General features: G+C 66.4%; 12 protein-coding genes and 3 pseudogenes. 11 read left to right on the top strand and 4 right to left on the bottom strand.

Features of this window, described 5'->3' with window-relative positions:
* Positions 1-377, top strand: a 377-nt coding sequence (locus tag HOP12_16015) for a ring-cleaving dioxygenase (protein ID NOT35648.1), incomplete at its 5' end; no start/stop codon positions are given.
* Positions 374-1048, top strand: a complete 675-nt coding sequence (locus HOP12_16010; protein NOT35647.1) for a phospholipase — start codon at positions 374-376, stop codon at positions 1046-1048. The genes HOP12_16015 and HOP12_16010, both read left to right, overlap by 4 nt.
* Here the strand turns inward: HOP12_16010 and HOP12_16005 are convergent.
* Both HOP12_16005 and HOP12_16000 read right to left on the bottom strand, forming a co-directional pair.
* Positions 1045-2700 carry a M56 family metallopeptidase gene (locus HOP12_16005; GenBank protein ID NOT35646.1) on the bottom strand — a complete coding sequence of 552 codons (1656 nt, stop codon included), beginning with the start codon at positions 2698-2700 and terminating at the stop codon, positions 1045-1047. The genes HOP12_16010 and HOP12_16005 overlap by 4 nt on opposite strands.
* On the bottom strand, positions 2697-3086 hold the full coding sequence (locus HOP12_16000) for a MarR family transcriptional regulator (protein NOT35645.1): 390 nt from the start codon (positions 3084-3086) through the stop codon (positions 2697-2699). Before HOP12_16000 ends, HOP12_16005 begins: the two co-directional genes overlap by 4 nt.
* A 209-nt stretch (positions 3087-3295) precedes the next feature.
* Between HOP12_16000 and tkt the strand changes: the two genes are divergently transcribed.
* Complete coding sequence (gene tkt, locus HOP12_15995) at positions 3296-5392, top strand: transketolase (protein ID NOT35644.1); 2097 nt, start codon at positions 3296-3298, stop codon at positions 5390-5392.
* A gap of 10 nt (positions 5393-5402) precedes the next feature.
* A complete protein-coding gene (locus tag HOP12_15990; GenBank protein NOT35643.1) occupies positions 5403-6926 on the top strand; it encodes an FAD-dependent oxidoreductase in 1524 nt (507 codons plus the stop codon).
* A 42-nt stretch (positions 6927-6968) separates the two neighbouring features.
* On the opposite strand, the pseudogene HOP12_15985 reads toward HOP12_15990, so the two are convergent.
* Positions 6969-7668: pseudogene (locus HOP12_15985) on the bottom strand (LLM class flavin-dependent oxidoreductase).
* Between the two features lie 172 nt (positions 7669-7840).
* On the opposite strand from HOP12_15985, the gene HOP12_15980 reads away from it, so the two are divergent.
* The 4 genes and pseudogenes from HOP12_15980 (at position 7841) to HOP12_15965 (ending at position 12585) form a co-directional block, all read left to right on the top strand.
* The gene (locus HOP12_15980; GenBank protein NOT35642.1) at positions 7841-8377 is read left to right on the top strand and encodes a YkgJ family cysteine cluster protein; all 537 of its coding nucleotides are present in this window, start codon (positions 7841-7843) and stop codon (positions 8375-8377) included.
* A 119-nt stretch (positions 8378-8496) separates the two neighbouring features.
* A pseudogene (locus HOP12_15975) lies at positions 8497-9804 on the top strand (hypothetical protein).
* A 12-nt stretch (positions 9805-9816) separates the two neighbouring features.
* Positions 9817-10137, top strand: a pseudogene (locus tag HOP12_15970) (PKD domain-containing protein).
* Positions 10138-11274: 1137 nt separating this feature from the next.
* The gene (locus HOP12_15965; protein ID NOT35641.1) at positions 11275-12585 is read left to right on the top strand and encodes a PKD domain-containing protein; all 1311 of its coding nucleotides are present in this window, start codon (positions 11275-11277) and stop codon (positions 12583-12585) included.
* A gap of 460 nt (positions 12586-13045) precedes the next feature.
* Here HOP12_15965 and HOP12_15960 read toward each other — a convergent pair whose 3' ends face one another.
* Entirely contained in the window at positions 13046-13924 is an 879-nt protein-coding gene (locus tag HOP12_15960; GenBank protein ID NOT35640.1) for a hypothetical protein, read from the bottom strand.
* 140 nt (positions 13925-14064) lie between these two features.
* On the opposite strand from HOP12_15960, the gene HOP12_15955 reads away from it, so the two are divergent.
* The 3 genes from HOP12_15955 to HOP12_15945 all read left to right on the top strand — a co-directional run bounded on the left by HOP12_15955 (position 14065) and on the right by HOP12_15945 (position 18420).
* The gene (locus tag HOP12_15955; GenBank protein NOT35639.1) at positions 14065-15090 is read left to right on the top strand and encodes a hypothetical protein; all 1026 of its coding nucleotides are present in this window, start codon (positions 14065-14067) and stop codon (positions 15088-15090) included.
* A gap of 202 nt (positions 15091-15292) precedes the next feature.
* Positions 15293-16330 carry a two-component sensor histidine kinase gene (locus HOP12_15950; protein ID NOT35638.1) on the top strand — a complete coding sequence of 346 codons (1038 nt, stop codon included), beginning with the start codon at positions 15293-15295 and terminating at the stop codon, positions 16328-16330.
* A 5-nt stretch (positions 16331-16335) separates the two neighbouring features.
* Positions 16336-18420 carry a response regulator gene (locus HOP12_15945; protein ID NOT35637.1) on the top strand — a complete coding sequence of 695 codons (2085 nt, stop codon included), beginning with the start codon at positions 16336-16338 and terminating at the stop codon, positions 18418-18420.
* Positions 18421-18556 lie beyond the last annotated feature (136 nt).

Genomic DNA, 18556 nt, shown 5'->3' with positions numbered 1-18556 from the left:
CCGCGACACCGGGCGCGGTCGTCGACGTCAGCTGCGCCCCCGAGCTGCGCGCCGGTCGGATCGCGGTCGGCCGCGTTCATCACATCGCCTTTCGTTGTGCCGATGACGCGGAACAGCTCGCGTGGCGGGAACGCCTCACCCACGCGGGCCTCGACGTCACCCCGGTGATGGATCGCCAATACTTTCACTCGATCTATTTTCGCGAGCCGGGTGGCGTGTTGTTCGAACTGGCGACCGATGCCCCCGGGTTCGCGACCGACGAAGCCGCCGATCGCCTCGGCGCCTCGCTTCGCCTCCCGGCGTGGCTCGAGACCCGACGCGCACGCATCGAAGCCGCGCTTCCGCCGTTGCGCCTGCCGCCGATCGCAAGCTCGTGAGCGAGCGCTTCGACCGACTCGAATGGTCACGCGCCGTTACGGGTCCGCACTCCGGCCAGGCGGTGCTGACGGCCGGGGTCCCGATCGAGGCGGCGCGCATTGCGGTCGTGCTGATTCACGGACGCGGCGCAACCGCGGACGATCTGCTTCCGCTGCGCAATGAATGGCGTGCGGAACAGGTGAGCTTCCTCGCGCCGCAGGCGGCGGATTTCGCATGGTATCCGCACTCATTCCTCGCGCCGCTCGAGGCCAATCAGCCGCACCTCGACTCGGGCCTCGAGTTGATCGGTGCTCTGTCCGACGAGGTGTCGAGCCGCGGAGTACCGCGCGAGCGCCAGCTGCTGCTCGGTTTCTCGCAGGGCGGGTGTCTGGCCCTCGAGTTCGCGGGACGAAACGCGTGCAAGTGGGGCGGGGTCGTCGGATTGTCGGAGGGGCTCATCGGGCCACCCGGACGCGACTGGGCGTTCACCGGTTCGCTCGACGGAGCACCCGTGTTCCTCGGCTGCAGCGATCACGACCCTCACATCCCGCGCGAGCGGGTCGAAGCCTCGGCCATCGAGCTTCGGCGCATCGGTGGCGAGGTGGAGTCGCGGCTGTATTCAGAATTCGGGCACTCCGTGAATCGAGACGAGTTGAGCTACGTGCAGGGGATGCTCGACCGCCTCGCCTAGGGAACGAACGGCTCGGCTCGGCCATCCGCCACCGCTGCGCGGGCGATCCGCGCGACCTCCTCGAGCACTCGCTCATGCAGTGCATCGCGCTCCGCGTACCGCGACTTGTCGGCCTGGTAGTGCGCCTTCAAGCGACTCGACAGTTGTTCGCGAGCCTCCGACAGCTCGGCTCTCGCGCGGTCGAGTACTTCCCGCTCATCCCCGAGGTCGAGCGCCTGCGCTCGCAGCTCCCGCGTTGAGCCGCCCTCCTCGCGTGCGCGTTCGAGCCGCTCCTCGAGCGCAGCCCTGCGCTCCTCGAGAGCGGTGCGGCGCAACTCGAGCGCCTCGCGTTTGAGCTCGAGCTTCTGCTGTTCAGCCTCCAGTACCGCGCGCCTCTGCTCGACCACCGACTCGCGAGCATCGAGGCGATCCTCGGGCTCGAGCGCGCTTCGCACCTCGGCCAGGGTGCGATCGTCGGAGGACGTCCAGGCGCGATCGCCGAGTCGGAAGTAGACGGTCGTGACGTCGATGCGCTCGAGCCGGCGGGCGCTCACGAGGTCGTACTCGTCGACCGAGCCGCGAGTCCCCTTCTCACCACGCGTCTTGATCATGAAGGCGATCGGGGAGCGCCTGCTCGCATTCTCGATCGTTCCCGAGAAGCGTGCTTCGCGAGCCTGGACGAACCGCACCGGCGCAAAACCGAGTCCGATCAGCACCAGCGTCAGGATTGCAATGCCGGCGCGCTGCGCGCGCGTGGCGGTGAGGCGATTCGACAACATTCCGAGCCTCCGCTTGAGATGACGACCGTCGAGGGAACCGCACGATGCGGTGCCGGGGATGCTCCAGGCGCGGCCCGTGCCGAACTCGAGCAGCAGCGCGCCATAGTTCTGCGGTGAGGCGCCGGTCGCCCGGAGCGCGTCCGCGTCGCACACTTCTTCGCGCGCAGCGAGGTACTCGCGACCCGCGAAGCGCACCAGCGGGTGGAACCAGAACAGCTGCTCCGCCAGCGCCGGCACCCAGGCCAGCAGCGGATCGCGACGCCTCACATGGCTCAGCTCGTGCGCGATCACGAGGCGCAATGTGTCGTCCGGAAGCCGCTCGCATCCGATCGGCAGCAACACGCCGGAGCGGAGTCCACCAAACGCCAGGGGTGTCTCGATGGCGCCGCTCTCACGAATCTCGGGCACTCCACCGTGACCCAGCACCAGTGCCCACTCGGTTCGCCACGCCGTGATGCGCGGGTCGCTCGCGGGCCGCGCGGCGTTCCACACCCGTCGCAGCGCGAGCATGCGGCGCGACATGCGAACGATGCCGAGTACGACGCCAGCCAGCCACAGAGTCAGAAACACCACCGCCAGCAGCTCGAACGACGAGATGGCCACCGGTAGGCGGCTGGGAATCGCAACCGAACCGAGCGAGCGGCCGGACAGCGTGGTGAGTGCAACCGGAAGGTAGTCCGGGAGTGGGTCGAACGCGGGTAGCGGAGCAATCGTGAACCTCGGCATCGGGAGCAGGCCGAGGATCATGCGCAGCGCACCGCACCACCACCACACGCGGCGCGTCGTCGCCGGCACAGAGGGCCAGAATCGCACCACGATCCAGAGCAGGATCAGAAGTGCCCCGCCCTCGATCGAGGCGCGCAACATTGCGGTGAAGAGATGGCCCGGGCTCATGACGTCTCCTTGCTGGACTTGAGTCGCGCCACGATGTGACGCAGTTCGGCCAGTTCCTCCTCGGTTACCGCAACACGCTCCGAGAGCCACGCCGCAAATGGCAACACCGAACCACCGAGCGATCGCTCGACGAACTGCCCGACCGCCGCGTGCATGAGCCGGTCGAGTGGCAGGCTCGAGGCGTAGACGAACACACCGTCCTTGCGTCTCCGCCGCACGTGGCCCTTGCTTCGCAGGCGCTCGAGCACGGTCAGCACCGTCGAGCGGGAGAGGCCCAATTCGGCGCCCAGTTCCTCAGTCATGCGTCCGACCGTGAGCGGACCATGGCGGGCGACGAAGCGAAGAAACTGAAGTTCCTGAGAGGCAGTCGGCAATTTGGCTTTCATGGCGTTCTCCGGTAGCGACAACTGTCGTCACGCACACTGTGATCGGTAGCGACAAATGTCGTCAACTGGTTTCTTCACCAGCGCGGGAATTGCACCCGACCGCCGCCGGGTTGCGCTCGCCGTCGGTTGAGCCCACCCTGCTGCGCATCCGCGAATCCGTGGCGGCGCATTGCCCAGGGACGGCCTCGGCCACAGGGGAGACACGACGCATGCATTCGATCGGAACGGTGACTTCGACACTCGAGCAACTCGATCAGAGTTCCATCCAGACGCTTCGATTCCTCTCGATCGATGCCGTACAGAAGGCCGACAGCGGGCATCCGGGACTTCCGTTGGGCGCAGCGCCGATGGCCTGGGTGCTGTGGTCGCGCTTCCTGCGACACAACCCGACCGATCCTCAGTGGTTCGATCGCGATCGCTTCGTGCTTTCGGCCGGTCACGGTTCCGCGCTCCTTTACAGCTTGCTGCACCTGACCGGCTACGACCTGCCAATCGAACAGCTGCAGCAGTTTCGGCAGTGGGGGAGTCGCACTCCGGGACATCCCGAACGAGGCATCACTGCGGGAGTCGAGACCACGACCGGCCCGCTCGGAGCTGGATTTGCGACCGGCGTCGGCATGGCGATCGCCGAGGCCCACCTCGCCGCCAGGTACAACCGGCCGGGTCACGAAGTCATCGACCACTTTACTTACGGACTGGTGAGCGATGGAGATCTCATGGAGGGCGTCGCGGCCGAGGCGGCTTCGCTCGCAGGTCATCTGAAGCTCGGCAAGCTCATCTACCTCTACGACAACAACTACGTCACGCTCGCGGCGTCGACGCAGCTCGCTTTCACCGAGGATCGTGCACAGCGTTTTCAGTCGTACGGCTGGCACACACTGACGGTCGACGATGGCAATGACCTCATCGCATTGGATCGAGCACTTCAAGCGGCGCGCGCCGAAAGCGATCGGCCCACGTTGATCCTCGTACGCACGCACCTGGGCTTCGGCTCGCCGAACAAGCAGGACACTTACGCTGCTCACGGTTCGCCACTGGGCGTCGATGAAGTCAGGCTGACCAAGGAACGGCTGGGGTGGCCGCTTGAACCGGCGTTCCTGGTGCCGCCGGACGTGCAACGGCACGGCCGAAGTGCGATCGAGCGCGGCCAGAAGCAGCAGTCGGAATGGAACCAGCGCTTCGAGCGCTACTCAAAGGAGCACCCGGATCTCGCGGCCGAGCTCCGACTTCGCATGCGGGGCGAATTGCCAGCCGGATGGGATGGCGGGATTCCGCAGTTCGCGGCAGACCCCAAGGGCATGGCGACGCGAGTGGCATCCGGAAAGGTACTGGTCGCCCTGGCGTCTCGAGTGCCTGCGCTCATGGGCGGGTCCGCAGACCTGAATCCTTCCACGCACACCGAACTCACCGACCAGGGCAACTTCGAACACGCTTCGACGGCGGTCGGCGACCTGCAGGGCGCGGCGGGTGGAGGCTGGAGCTACGCCGGGCGGAATCTGCAGTTCGGAGTGCGCGAGCACGCCATGGGCTCGATTCAGAACGGAATGGCCGCCCACGGAGGAACGCTGCCGTTCGGCGCGACCTTCCTGACGTTCTCCGACTACATGCGACCCGCGATTCGACTTGCAGCGCTGATGGAACTGCACACGCTCTACGTTTTCACACACGACAGTCTCGCGATGGGCGAGGACGGCCCGACTCACCAGCCCATCGAACACCTGGCGGCATTGCGCGCGATTCCGCACCTGGTCGTGATCCGTCCCGGAGACGCGAACGAAACCGCGGTCGCGTGGCGCGTGGCGATGGAGTCCAAGGATCGACCGGTCGCGCTGGTGCTGTCTCGTCAAAACGTTCCGACGCTCGATCGAACCCGCTTCGCCGACGCCGACGGCCTGCGCCGCGGTGCGTATGTTCTCGAGGATGCGGCTCGGGGCGAGCCCGAGCTGATTCTGATCGCGACCGGCTCCGAGGTTGGTTTGATCGTTGCCGCGCGTGAGCTGCTGCACGCCAAGGGCGTCGCCGTCCGACTCGTTTCGATGCCGAGCTGGGAGCTTTTCGAAGCGCAGACAACGCAGTATCGGGAGTCGGTGCTGCCCGCCCGCGTGCGCGCGCGGCTGTCCGTCGAAACCGGCATCTCGCAGGGCTGGCATCGCTACGTCGGAGATCTCGGCGACGTACTGGGCGTGGATCGCTTCGGCGCCTCGGCGCCGGCGCCGCAGCTCATGCGCGAGTATGGCTTCACGGCCGAGAACGTGTGCGCACGTTCGCTCGCGGTGCTCGATCGCACGCGCGCCGCCGCGCGCTGACGGGAGCCGCGTGGCTCGTTCGTTGATCGCGCAGCTCGCCGCGCGCCACGGCCCGCGCGCCTCGGCGCTGGACCGTCGTAAGTTTCTCCAACTCACGCTTGCCGCTGGCGCCGGCCTGCTGCTGTCGTCGGCCGGAACGAAGGTCGAGCGACCCGGGCGCGACAGTCGCAAGCGAGTCGTCGTGATCGGCGCCGGCTTCGGCGGACTCGCGTGCGCCTTCGAGCTTCGCGCGGTGGGCTACGACGTCGTGGTGCTCGAGGCCCGCGATCGTGTCGGCGGACGCGTCTTGTCATTCAACGCTGCGAATCGCAATGCATTCTTGCGCGGCCGCAACATCGAGGGCGGTGGGGAGTTGATCGGTTCAAACCATCCGGCGTGGATGAGCTACGCAAAAGCATTCAAGTTCGACCTGCTCGACATGACGAAGAACGAGGACCCCGCGGTGCTGCCGATCGTGATCGACGGCCGACTGCTCCCCTTCGACGAGAGCCTCGAACTGTGGGGTCACATGGAGGACGGGCTGCGACGCATGAACGCGCTCGCGAGCGGCGTGATCGCCGACGCACCCTGGATGACTCCCGACGCACCGCGTCTCGATCGTACTTCCACGGCGACCTGGATCCACGGGCTGTCCCTACCGGAGCACGTCAAGCAGGCGATGCTGATCAATCAGGTATCCGACAACGGTCAGGCCGCGGAATGGCAATCGCTGCTCGGGCAGCTCACCGCCATCAAGGGAGGGGGGCTCGAAACGTTTTGGACGCACAGCGAGGTCTACCGCTGTCGCGGCGGGAATGATCGGCTCGCCCACGCACTCGCGACCCGGATTGGAACCGAACGGGTGCGACTCAGTGCGCCGGTCGAGTCGGTGCGGCGTGAGAATGGACGACTGGAAGTCACCACCCGGGACGGCCAGCGTCTCGAGTGTGACGACGTCGTACTGGCAACCCCGCCCAGCACCTGGAAGACGATCGAGTTCCGGCCCTCGCTGCCCACCGCGATGCGTCCGCAGATGGGTACCAATACCAAGTACCTCGCGCACGTGAAGCAGCGATTCTGGAAGAAGGGCAGTCCACCTCGCAGCCAGTATGGCCTGTCGAACGGGCTCATCCAGCAGACCTGGGATGCCACCGACGGTCAGGGAGCCGTCGATCGTTCGAACGATGGTGCGTGTCTGACGGCGTTCTCGGGCGGGCCCGTGGTCGGTCGCGCCGAGAAGCTGCCGCCGGAGGACCGCGATCGGGCCTTCGCCTCCGAGTACGAGCGGCTGTATCCCGGCTTCGGCGCGAATCTGGTCAAGACCCGGTACATGGACTGGCCGAAGGATCCATGGACCCGCGCGAGCTATTCGTTTCCGGCGCCGGGTCAGGTCACGACCGTCGGGCCGTTGCTCGCATCCGCGCACCTCGGCGGCCATCTTCACATCGCGGGCGAACACGCGTGCTACCAGTTCGTCGGATACATGGAAGGTGCGCTGCACTCGGGCGCTGCGGTCGCGAGGCGGCTCGCAATGCGAGACCGCGTGAGCCGCTGAGCGAGTCCAACGCGATCCGAAATGCGGCGCGTCACGACGCGCTCAACCGAGCGCCTTTCGTACCGCGGGCGCCACTTGCGTTCCGAACAGCTCGATCGCGTGCAGCACCTGTGGGTGCGGCATCGGGCCAACCGTGAGCTGAAGTAGGAATCGGTCGTTGCCGAATGCCTCGTGTTCGAACAGGATCTTGTCGGTGACCTCGGCGGCGCTGCCCACCAGCAGCGCTCCACCCGGCCCACGTTGCGCGTCGTACTGGTGTCGATCGGTCGGCGGCCAGCCTCGCTCGCGACCGATACGAGTCATCACTTCGGCGTAGGGTCCGAACCACGCGTCCGCCGCCGATGATGGCGAGCGCCACCGGCAAGCCGAGCGTTCCCGCACGCACCAGCGACTCAGGTCACGCGCTCGTTCGCGCGCAGGGCCAGCAACAGCTCGAGCTTTTCGCGAAACAGCTCGTCGTAGTCCTCGAACGCGCAGCCGAACAACGGAAACGACTCGATGAACGAACCTCGCCCCGCCATGATCTCGGCGCGGCCGTTCGAAATCTGGTCGAGGGTCGCGAACTCCTGGAACACCCGCACCGGATCGTCGGAACTCAACACCGTTACGGCGCTGGTGAGCCGGATGCGTCGCGTTCGTGCTGATCCGCGACCTCGATCTCCTCGAGCAGTTCGCGAAGCCGCTGTCCCGCGTTGTTCGAGCCCGGAGCAATCTCCGCGAAGCTAGAGAGGCCTAGCTCCATCCCGGCTCGTGGATGCTCGCGTCGACGTCCTTCGTCCGCAGCGGCAGGATGTCGCCATCGACGTATGCCATCGGATTCTCCCGGTTCTCGGTTCGGACAGCGGCGATCGGGCCGTGAATCGGTGCGCAGACTACCGCTTTCTTCGTGTGACGTAATCCGTCATGGTGACGCCATGAAACCGAGTCTCACCGACGCCCTGTGCACGCGCTGCGGCCTGTGCTGCGACGGATCACTGTTCGCGGATGTCGAGTTGACGGGGCCACGCGAGGCCGAGCGACTCGAAGGACTCGGACTCCGTATCGAGGACGACGACGCGGAGAGTGAACTGATGCTGCTGCCGTGTGCGGCGCTGAAGGGCACGCGCTGCAGCGTCTACGCCCACCGGCCGGCGTGTTGTCGAACGTTCGAGTGCGGACTCCTGCAGCGCACACGGCGTGGGAGGGTGTCAGTCGAAAGCGCCCTGGTCCACATCACCGAGGCGCGACGGCGCATCGGGGCAGTGCATCGATTGCTGGAGTCACTCGGCGACTCGCATCCCCAGCTGCCTCTCAAGGAGCGCTGCGCCGAACTGCTCGCCACCGAGCCGCGTGGCGGCTCGACGGACCGGCGGCGGCGCACCGCCCTCGAAGCCCGCCTGGGCGAGGTCGAAGCGTTGATTCGAGCGCAATTCTTGAGCGCCGAAGGCACTGGGGCCACGCGCGCGCGCTGAAATCACGCCTGCGGCGATGCCCCGATTTGCGTACTTCTCATCGACCTCGGCGGATCGTAAGATTGTGCGCGCTCATTTCCAACCCACGATCGTGCCGCGCCGGCGACGGACTTCTGGCGATGGCCTCATCCACCGGAGGCATTGCCGTGCCCACTTCGTTTCCCTCGTCGCGCCTGGGCCAGGCCCTCACGCTCGCGTTCATGACGGGTCTTGCGCTGCTCGTCGGCGCCGTTTTTCCGCGGGTCGCCGATGCATTGACGGTCCCCTCGCAGTTCGTGGTCGAGAACGCGATCGCCGGGGTGACCTTCAACACGCCGGTGCAGGTGACGTTTCTGCCCGGCGGGCGATGGCTGGTGGTCGAAAAGCGCGGAACGGTCTGGGTGGTGCAAAACGGCGTGAAGTTGGCGACGCCATTCTTCACCCGCGAGAGCGAGGTGCTCGACAATGGTGATCGCGGACTGCTGAGCGTGGCGGTCGACTCGAGCTTCGCGACCAATCGCTACGTGTACTTCCTCTACACGGTCGATCCCGACTCGAACGGCACGGACGACAACGATGACGCGTTCGGTCGCCTGACGCGCTACCAGGCGAGCACCAGCAATCCGAACGTGGTCGACTACACCACGCGAACGGTGTTGATCGGGCACGACTGGCGGCACGGCATTCCGAGCGGCTCGCCCTCGCACACGATCGGAACCGTTCGGATGGCCCGCGACGGCACGCTGCTGATCTCGGCGGGCGACGGCGCTCAATTCACCAATCCTGCGGATCAGGGTGGGCGGGACGCAGGGCTGTTCGGAGCCGCAAAGACCGATCCGAACGAAGACATCGGCTCCTTCCGCGCGCAGTTCATCGGCAGCCTCGCCGGCAAGATCCTGCGCATCGATCGCAACGGTTCGGGACTTCCGAGCAACCCGTTCTATCAGGCGTCCGACCCGACTTCGAATCAGTCGCGGGTGTGGTGTTTCGGATTGCGGAATCCCTATCGATTCGCGCTGCGCCCGGGTACCGGCTCGACCGACCCGAACGCGGGATCGCCGGGCACGCTCTACATCGGCGAAGTCGGTTGGACCGCGTGGGAAGAGCAGAACATCGCCGCAGTGAGCCAGCGCAATTTCGGCTGGCCGTGCTACGAGGGGCTGCTGGTCAACGGGAACTACCAGAATCTCAGCCCGGCGCACGACGGTTGTAACACGCTCGGGTCACGCCCGGTGTTGACGGCCCCATCGATTGCGTATCCGCACGACTCCGCACTTCCCAGCACTCCGTCCGGGATGAGCGGGAACACCGCGATCGGCGGTGCGTTCTACACCGCGAGCCAGTACCCGCAGCAGTATCGCGGTCAGTACTTCTTCGGTGACTACGGCCAGAGCTGGGTGCGCGTGGCGACCGTCGACGGCAACAACAACGTCCTGTCGGTCGCTTCATTCGGCACCGCAATGGAGAGCCCGGTGGACTTCGAGGCCGATCCGGCCAACGGAGACATCCTCTACGTCTCGGTCGGCACCGGGCAGGTGCGACGGATTCGCTGGACCGGCGCCGTCGACAACAATCGGCCTCCCGTCGCGAACGCGCTGGGTGCACCAACCTCGGGCACGGCTCCGCTGACCGTGAACTTCACCGGCTCCGGCACCGATCCCGACGGAGATCCGCTCACCTATGCATGGACATTCGGCGACGCGGGCACGTCGACCGCACAGAGTCCGTCGCATCTCTACTCGAGCGCGGGAACTTTCAACGCGATTCTTTCGGTCAGCGACGGGCGCGGCGGTCTCGGCCGGGACACCGTGGTGGTGGTCGTGAACGGCACCGGCAGCGGCTTCCCGAGCACCGCCGTACTCGACAACTTCAATCGCGCGAACGGCGCGATCGGTAGCGCATGGGTGGATCCCGTCTACGCCAATGCGAGCCTGAGCATCAACTCGAACGCATTGACGCAGACCTGCTGCATCTACGGCACACCGATCTGGGCCGCACAGAGCTTTGGCCCCGACCAGGAAGCCTTCGTCACGCTCGCACAGTTGACGGCCGGCGCGCCCGAACACGATCTGCAGCTCAAGCTGCAGTCCGCCAATTACAACGCGGCACACATCGAAGTCCGCTACGACGCCGGCCGCAGTGGCGTGTACGTCGCGACCTACGACCTCTCGGCCGGCTGGATCGATCGCGGCACGCCGATCGCCACCACGTTCGCGGCCGGTGATCGCCTCGGCGCCCGCGCGTATGCCAATGGAACGGTCGAGGTCTACAAGAACGCGACGATGCTGGGATCGCGCAGCGTGACCGGGTGGGCCTACGCCGCGCTGGGTGGCTTCATTGGCCTGACGCTGGATGGCGCCACGCAGTCGCGCCTCGATGACTTCGGCGGCGGCAACATCAACTTGAACATCAACACCAAACCAACTGCGGTGATCGAAGCGCCGGCCAACAACTCGTTCTTCTACGCTGGCCAGAACGTTGCGATGACCGGTCACGGCACCGATGCGCAGGACGCCGTCGCGGCGCTCAACCTGCACTGGCAGGTCAATCTCCACCACAACACTCACGTGCACCCCGCGGTGTTCCAGGCCAACGGGACGACCGCGACCTACGTCGGCGAGGACCACGACGACGGCACCGGCGTGTTCGCCCAACTCCAGCTTCACGTCACTGACACGGGCGGACTCGTTGATACGGCCCGCGTGAACATCTACCCCGAGGTCGATCTCTCGCCATCACTCCTCGCCGTCGCACCTGCTGTTCCCACGACCGCGAGCCCGCTCACCGTGACTTTCCGGATCAGCAACACGGGACGCATGCCAGCTCCGATCACGCGCTGGCGAGTGCGCGCCGGCAACACGGTGCTGGCGGAGCGCGACACGCTGGTTCCGGCGCTTTCGAGCGTTCAGGTCACCGCGATCGTCACGCCTTCGCTGGCGGCCGGGACCTACGCGCTGCGAGCCACCGTCGACACGCTGGCCAAGGCGTTCGAAACCATCGAGACCAACAACGCGCAGACCATTCCGCTCACGATCGGACCGGGGCCCAATCGGCCGCCGATCGCGCAGGCGAGCGGCACGCCGACCACAGGTTCTGCGCCCCTGACGGTCGCGTTTTCGAGCGCCGGCTCGAGCGATCCCGACGGCGATCCGCTCGGCTACGCGTGGGCATTCGGAGACGGCACGACCTCGACGGCCGCGAGTCCGAGCAAGACCTACAACGCCGCGGGCAGCTACTCCGCGGTGCTGACAGTCACCGACGGTCGCAACGGCAGCGCCCAGGCGACGGTTCCGATCACAGTGACGACCGGTCCGCCCGGGTTCCCGGCCACCGCGGTGCTCGACAACTTTGATCGCGCGAATGGCCCGGTCGGCGCGACGTGGGTCGGTGACGTGAACGGCTTCGTCGTAACCGGCAATGCTGCGACACAGAACTGCTGCTACGTTTCGGCAGTCTGGAACGGCGCGGTGTTCGGCGCCGATCAGGAGGCCTACTACACCTTCAGCACGCTTGGCTCATCGGTGATCGAGCAGGACCTCATGCTCAAGGTGCAGGGAACTTCCTATACCTCCGGGCATATCGAAGTGCGCTACGACGCGAACCCGGGTCGCGTTCAGGTGTCGACCTATCAGAACGGCAGCTGGACCAACCGCGGCGCCTCCATCTCGACCACGTTCGCCGCCGGCGATCGCTTCGGCGCACGGGCGCTCGCGAACGGAACCGTGAACGTCTACAAGAACGCGACACTGCTCGGTTCGCGTTCCATCACGGCGTGGCCGTTCTACAACCTCGGAGGTCGAATCGGCCTGACGCTCGAAGGCGCCTCCAGTGCGAGCTTCGAGAACTATGGCGGCGGCACCGTTCCGGCCGGCGCCCTCGCGATGGCGAGCGAGGCGTTACCTGCGCCCGATCTGTCGGACTCAGGCGAAACCAGAGGGTCGGATCTGCCCGGCAACGTGTCACTCTCGAACGCGTATCCGTCGCCGACCACCGGGCGCGCGCTCATGAATCTCTCGCTGCCGCGAGAAACCCAGGTCCAGTTCTCGGTCCACGACGTTCAGGGACGCGAGGTGTGGCGCGAAGACCGCAGCTACGGCGCCGGACGCTGGACGCTCGCGTGGTCCGGTCAGGGAGCCGAGGGTGGGCGACGCCGCGCCGGAATCTACCTCGCACGAGTGAGAGTCGGCGGGGAACAGGTGTTCGTGCGGCGGATCGCGTTGTTGCCCTAGCGGAGCACGTACCATCCGGGGTTCGCTCGAGACCGACCAGAGACCTCTAGCGATACAGCGAATCGAACCTGGGCCGGCATCCTTGCGACGGGACCGATCGAGCCGACTTCACACGCACTCCATTGAGGAGACCTTCGAACAGCAGACTCGTCGTGATCGCGAGCGCGGGTTCTCCGGACGGCACTTCGCTTGTCGATCCGTCGACCGTCCGGATAGTGCAGCGCGCGCAGGGCAGTCAGCTCGACTCCGCCCTGAACGGAACGACCCACGAAGGCGGCGGGAGCGGCCCCGCCGTCGAGCCACCATCCAATCGTGTCCGAGGGCGCCGAGTAGGCTTCGGCTCTGCCTGGTTCAGAGCGGAGGCTCCGAGCCAAGCACAGAACACCGAACACCGCCTTCGAGTGCCACCTCATGGATGCACCGTACACCACTGGGGCGCAACCGGTTCCCGGATGAGCCCCTACCGATAGATCGACTTGAGTGCGCCCCAGCTGCTCTTGCGGGTCGGAACCGGGCTGCATGGGTTCGGGTTGCATCCGGTTTCAGCGCCCATCGGAGTGCCGCCCGACAGCGTGCACTCACCGGGAGTCAGCAGCGTACAGGTCGCATCCGGCAAACAGCACGCCTGGTCGACGGCCGCGGGCATCAGTTCCACCGTGACGTCATCGATGTAGTAGTAGGCGCCCGGCCAGTTCTCGGGCTGAGGCTCGAGGTTGGTGCTGGCGTCGTCCCGGAAACTGCCGATCACGATGTGGCTCTCGCCTCCGGCGGCCACGAAGGTGCCGCTCACGAGGATCCAGTTCGTCTTGTCATTGAGGAACGTGTTCGCCGGCGTTTCGAACTGCGGTGTCACGAGCAGTGTGGTGTTCGTCACCAGCGGGCCGACCGGGCCAACCGGGAAGTACGCCCCCAGCCGATCCACTGCCACGTTGCAGGTGTCGGCGAGCGACACGTAGAACGACACCGCGTAGGTCGCACTCGCCACCAGCGGCGAGTTGAGAGGAGCCTGCAGGTACTCGCGATAGTCGGGAGCCGCGCTGTAGGGAATCAGCCCGGCGTAGCCGACGCCGGTGTTCGCGACCTGATTGCCGAGCGCGTTGTATGGAACGCCGGGAGCGAACGGCCCGAACACGGCACAGGCGTTTAGCGCATCGGAGGTTCCGGCGGTCGGCGCGTCCCACGGGGTGGCCACGAACAGCGAACCGAATCCGAGTGGGCAACTCGCGATGGTCTCGAAGCTGGGATTCGGAACCAGGTTCACCGCGCCGGCGAGGCCGGGAGTCAGCAACGTCGCGGCGAGCAACAGGGCGGATGCGGTCGGGACGAAACAAGGCTTCATGGGGGCGGCTCCGTTCGCGGGGTGCGAAGCTGAATGAAGGTTGATGAGACTAGCAGTCCGCCCTTGGCCGGACTAGTCTCGCGCGCATCGCGCACCACCTCGTCGAATGGACGACTCCAACCCGCTAATCAGGAGACTTCATGGACCGCCGCGCCCGATTCGGACTTGTTCCCTCCGCATTGCTCATCGCCGCGCTCGCCTTTGGCGTCGCCTCGTGTGCGCGCGAGGCGACCGCGCCGACCGCACCCACCGCCTCCGCGTTCACGATCGCAGCGCCCGAGCTGGCCCGTGCCGTGGTGGCGCAGGACCTGGCCTCCGTTGATCTACTCGCGATTGAAGGGGTGGCGGGCACCGGTGCCGCGGTCGACGAACTCGGGCAACCGATCGTCGAGGTGTACCTCGAGTCCGCCGGAGTGAGCGGAATCCCGGCTTCGATTGGTGGCGTTCGCGTCGTCACCGAGGTCACCGGGCGATATCACGCCTTCGCACTGACCGGCCGCTACCGCCCCACGCCGATCGGGGTCTCGTGCGGCAACGCGAACGAGTGCCTGCCTGGAACGCTTGGCTGCGTTCTCAAGGTCGGCCGCAAGCGCTACGCGTTGAGCGCCAATCACGTGTTCGCACGACAGAACCAGGCGACGATCGGCGAGTCGATCGTCCAGCCGAGCCGTCCCGACAGCGACCCCGAGTGCGCTGAACCACCGACCGCGAACGTCATTGGCTCGCTGGCCGACTTCGAACCGGTGGTCTACGACGGCAAGACTCCGAATGTGATGGACGCGGCGATTGCGCGGCTGGCGGGCGACGACTTCACGTGCTCGACCCTGCCCGAGTTCTACGGTGCACCGCGCGCGAACGTGAAAGAGCCCGAGATCGGACTCAAGGTGATGAAGGTCGGACGCACGACGGGGGAGACGCACGCGAAGATCAAGGCGATCAACGTGCAGGTGAAGATCTTCTTCCCGGCCGGCAAGGCGCTGCTGGTCGGGCAGCTCAAGACCAGCAAGGCGTTTGGCGACTTCGGAGATTCGGGCTCCCTCGTCGTGACCGAAAACCACGCTCGGCCGGTCGGCATGATCATCGGCGGCGGCAACAACGGTTCGGCGATCGTGACGCCGATTGGCGTAATCCTCAAACGCTTCGGCGCCACGATCTGCGGCGATTGAGGTCGATCCGAAGTCGAACGGAACGCAAGTTTTGCACGGCTCGGGCCGATACTCTCAGCACTCCGGCCGCGGGCTCGATCACCGTCTCCTAATGGCTCGCCGGCCGAGTGACGCGACCCGCCGTCCCCCTCACCGGGTCTTGCAATACTCGGCATTCGCAGCCTGGCGGCCGCGGCATGGCCTGCGCATCGTGTGACGGGGAATGACCTTGAACCTGGTCACGGCACTGTTCGCCTCCAAGGGGTTCATGCCGCACGGGCATTGTTATCTGTGGCTGCCCTCGATGGTGTGGCTGCACACCCTGTCCGACGCAGTGATCGCGCTCTCGTACGCGACCATTCCGGTCACCCTTCTCTACATCGTGCGTCGTCGGAAGGACGTGCCGTTCGACTGGAGGTTCTTCTCGTTCGGCGCTTTCATTGTGGCGTTCGGCGCCACCCACGTGATGTCGATCTGGACGCTATGGGTTCCGGTGTACTGGCTGGCGGGCGTGGTCAAGGCCGTCACCGCGCTGGCCTCGGCGGTCACGGCCATCGTCCTGGTTCGGCTGGTGCCGCGAATCCTCACCTTTCCGAATCGCTCCGCACTGCTCGAGTTGAACGCGACGCTCGCGGCCGAGGTCGAACGTCGCGGCCAGGCCGAACTTCGGATGCAGGCGCTGAATGAGGACCTGACTCGGCAGGCGAAGCAGATGCGTGAAACAAATCACCAGCTCGAAGCGTTCAGCTATTCGATCTCCCACGACCTGCGTACGCCGCTCCGCCACATCAGCGGATACTCCGGAATGCTGCAGCAAATGGCTGGTCCGCAGCTCGACGTGGCTTCGCGCCGCCTGCTCGACGCGGTCTCCACCTCGGCAGTCAAGATGGGGTCGCTCATCGAGGGTCTGCTCGAGTTCTCGCTCATGAACCGCACCGCGATGACCATGCGCGAGGTGTCGCTCGATGCCGTGGTGCACGAGCTGGTAGACGAGGTCAACCCGGCACCCGCCAGGCGGCGAGTCGAGTGGCGTGTTCATCCGCTGCCCACGGTGCGCGGCGACATGGCATACCCCGACAAGTTGTTCGGCGTGTTCCAGCGACTCCACGCGGCCGACGAGTTCGAGGGCACCGGAATCGGCCTCGCAAACGTGCAGCGCATCATCCAGCGCCACGGCGGTCGCACCTGGGCCGAAGGACAGCTCGACGCCGGCGCCACGTTCTACTTCTCGATTCCAACCGAAGTCGCGGCCGCCGCTTAACGCCGTTGGACTTCCTCAAGCCCGCGCTGATCTTCACCGCACTCGCCTGCCTGGTGCTGTCCGGATCGTTCCTCTACGTCTGGATTGCGTACACGCGCCGCCGCTACGCGCTGTGCTGGGGGCTGTCGTGGCTCGCCGCGGTTCCGCACCTGGCGTGCAGTTGGGTCCTGATCTCGGCGCCCGAGTTGCACGTGGTCCAGGCTCTCGACCAGGTGCTGCTCGTCGCGAATGCTGCGTTGATGGTGTGCGGTTGCCTCGACTTCGTGCACGGTCGCATCCCGACACGCACGGTGGTGCTGGTCGCGTTGCCGTTCCTGACCTGGGGCGTGCTGGCGCCGCTGTACGCGACCGAGTTCTCGAGGGCTCAGCTTCCGAATGCCGTGCTGTTGGGCGGCAGCTATCTCTTTACGGCAATGAGCTTCCTCCACCTTCGGCGCACGCGGCGGACGCGCGGCTCACTCGTCATCGCGATCCTGTTCGCACTGGCCGGGCTCCACGAGTTCGACTACCCGCTGTTCGGTAATCTCGCGTGGGCGACTGCGATCGGCTACACGCTGGCGTCGGTGCTCGCCACGCTGATCGCACTGAGCCTCCTGATCCTGATTCTCGAGGAGGCACGCGCCGACGTCGAGGAGGAGCGAGCGCGCCTGCGCGGCATCCTCGACGCTCTGCCGGTCGGCGTGGTCATGTTCCGACGCGACGGCTCCGCGGCGCTCGACAACGCGATGTCCCGGACCATGCTCGGAAACACGGCGACTGCGACCCCGACCACGCTTCAGGATCTCGCCGGCCGCCTGCTCGTTCCGGCCGAGGCAATGCACCGCCGCGCGAGTCACGATTCTCCGATGGCGCGAACCTTCGCGACCGGCGAGGTGTGCGTTCCCGAAGAGTTCGCGCTGTGCAATCCGGATGCGATCCCCCGTGCGGTACTGGTGAACGCAGGTCCGGTTCACGATGCACGCGCGCAACTGCTCGGCGTGGTGACGGTGCTCCAGGACGTCGAGGAGTGGAAGCACATCGAACGACAGATGGTCCGCTCGCAGCGACTCCAGTCACTCGGAACGCTGGCAGCCGGCGTCGCGCACAATTTCAACAACGCGCTGACCCTGATGCTCGGGCACGCGCAGCTGGCGCGACACGCCGCGGATCTCCCGTCGATGCGATCGCGCGTCGAATCGATCAGCCAGATCGCCAGTGACAGCGTCGGCATCGTCGGTCGCATCCAGAGCCTCGCGCGCTCCCGACCCGCAGGTGCGCGGGCGGAGTCCGTTGTCGAACTCGCGGCGCTGGTGCGCGACGTCGTCGAACTGACACGCCCGCGATGGCTCGAGGGTGCGAAAGCCGAAGGCGTTCACTACGAGGTGCGGACGGAGCTCGTGGACGGGGTCGAGATCCGCGCCCAGGCCGCGGAGCTGAGAGAGTCGGTCCTCAACCTCGTGATCAATGCGCTCGACGCGATGCCGCGCGGTGGGCGACTCACATTCGAGGTCGGCATCGATGCCGGACACGCGGTGCTGCGGCTCACCGACGACGGCGAGGGCATGCCGGCCGAAGTTCGCGAGCGGGTGTTCGATCCGTTTTTCACCACCAAGGGAGCGCGCGGTACCGGACTGGGACTCTCGCTGGTGTTCGGAGTCGTCGAGCGTCTCGGGGGAGAGATCGCGGTCGAGAGCGCGCCGGGGTCCGGCACCACGTTCACGTTGCGCTTTCCGTTGGCGGGGAGCGGATCTGCCCACTCCGCGATGCCCGAAGTGCGGGCGGCCTCCGTTGCCCGACACGTGCTGGTGGTGGAGGATGATCCCGTGCTCCGTAACCTGACGGTCGAGATGCTGGAACAACAGGGACACCGGGCAACGCCGGCCGCCTCGGGACAGGCGGCGCTCCGGATGCTCGAGGGCTCGGACATCGATCTGGTGTTCACCGACCTCTCGATGCCGGGCGTGACCGGCTGGGATGTCGTCTCGCATGCGGCGCGGGTGCGACCCGGAATTCCGGTGGTGCTGGTCACCGGTTGGGGACAGCTGATCTCGCCGACCGAGTGCGCGGCCGCGGTCGAGCGCAGCGCCGCTCCGATCCAGCGAGCGGCCTGAGTTCGGGCCGCGGGCGGATGCCGCCCGTTCCGGCTCGACGCCCTCCGTGCGCTAGGCTTCGAAGGCAGTGCGCGACGCATCGGCCCAGAAGAGGAGGGACACGATCCCATGCCCCCGAAGGCGAAGAAGCCAGCGG

The sequence above is a fragment of the Candidatus Eisenbacteria bacterium genome, from assembly GCA_013140805.1.
Lineage (GTDB): Bacteria > Eisenbacteria > RBG-16-71-46 > RBG-16-71-46 > RBG-16-71-46 > JABFRW01.
The sequence above is the reverse complement of the archived record's forward strand: the minus strand, read 5'-3'. Positions and strand labels throughout refer to the sequence as shown.

What these genes read in the sequence shown, in the direction of transcription:
- tkt (NOT35644.1), top strand. Translation starts at nt 3,296, where the DNA reads ATGCATTCGATCGGAACGGTGACTTCGACACTCGAGCAACTCGATCAG.
- HOP12_16005 (NOT35646.1), bottom strand. Translation starts at nt 2,700, where the DNA reads ATGAGCCCGGGCCATCTCTTCACCGCAATGTTGCGCGCCTCGATCGAG.
- HOP12_15960 (NOT35640.1), bottom strand. Translation starts at nt 13,924, where the DNA reads ATGAAGCCTTGTTTCGTCCCGACCGCATCCGCCCTGTTGCTCGCCGCG.
- HOP12_15980 (NOT35642.1), top strand. Translation starts at nt 7,841, where the DNA reads ATGAAACCGAGTCTCACCGACGCCCTGTGCACGCGCTGCGGCCTGTGC.
- HOP12_15955 (NOT35639.1), top strand. Translation starts at nt 14,065, where the DNA reads ATGGACCGCCGCGCCCGATTCGGACTTGTTCCCTCCGCATTGCTCATC.
- HOP12_16000 (NOT35645.1), bottom strand. Translation starts at nt 3,086, where the DNA reads ATGAAAGCCAAATTGCCGACTGCCTCTCAGGAACTTCAGTTTCTTCGC.
- HOP12_15950 (NOT35638.1), top strand. Translation starts at nt 15,293, where the DNA reads ATGACCTTGAACCTGGTCACGGCACTGTTCGCCTCCAAGGGGTTCATG.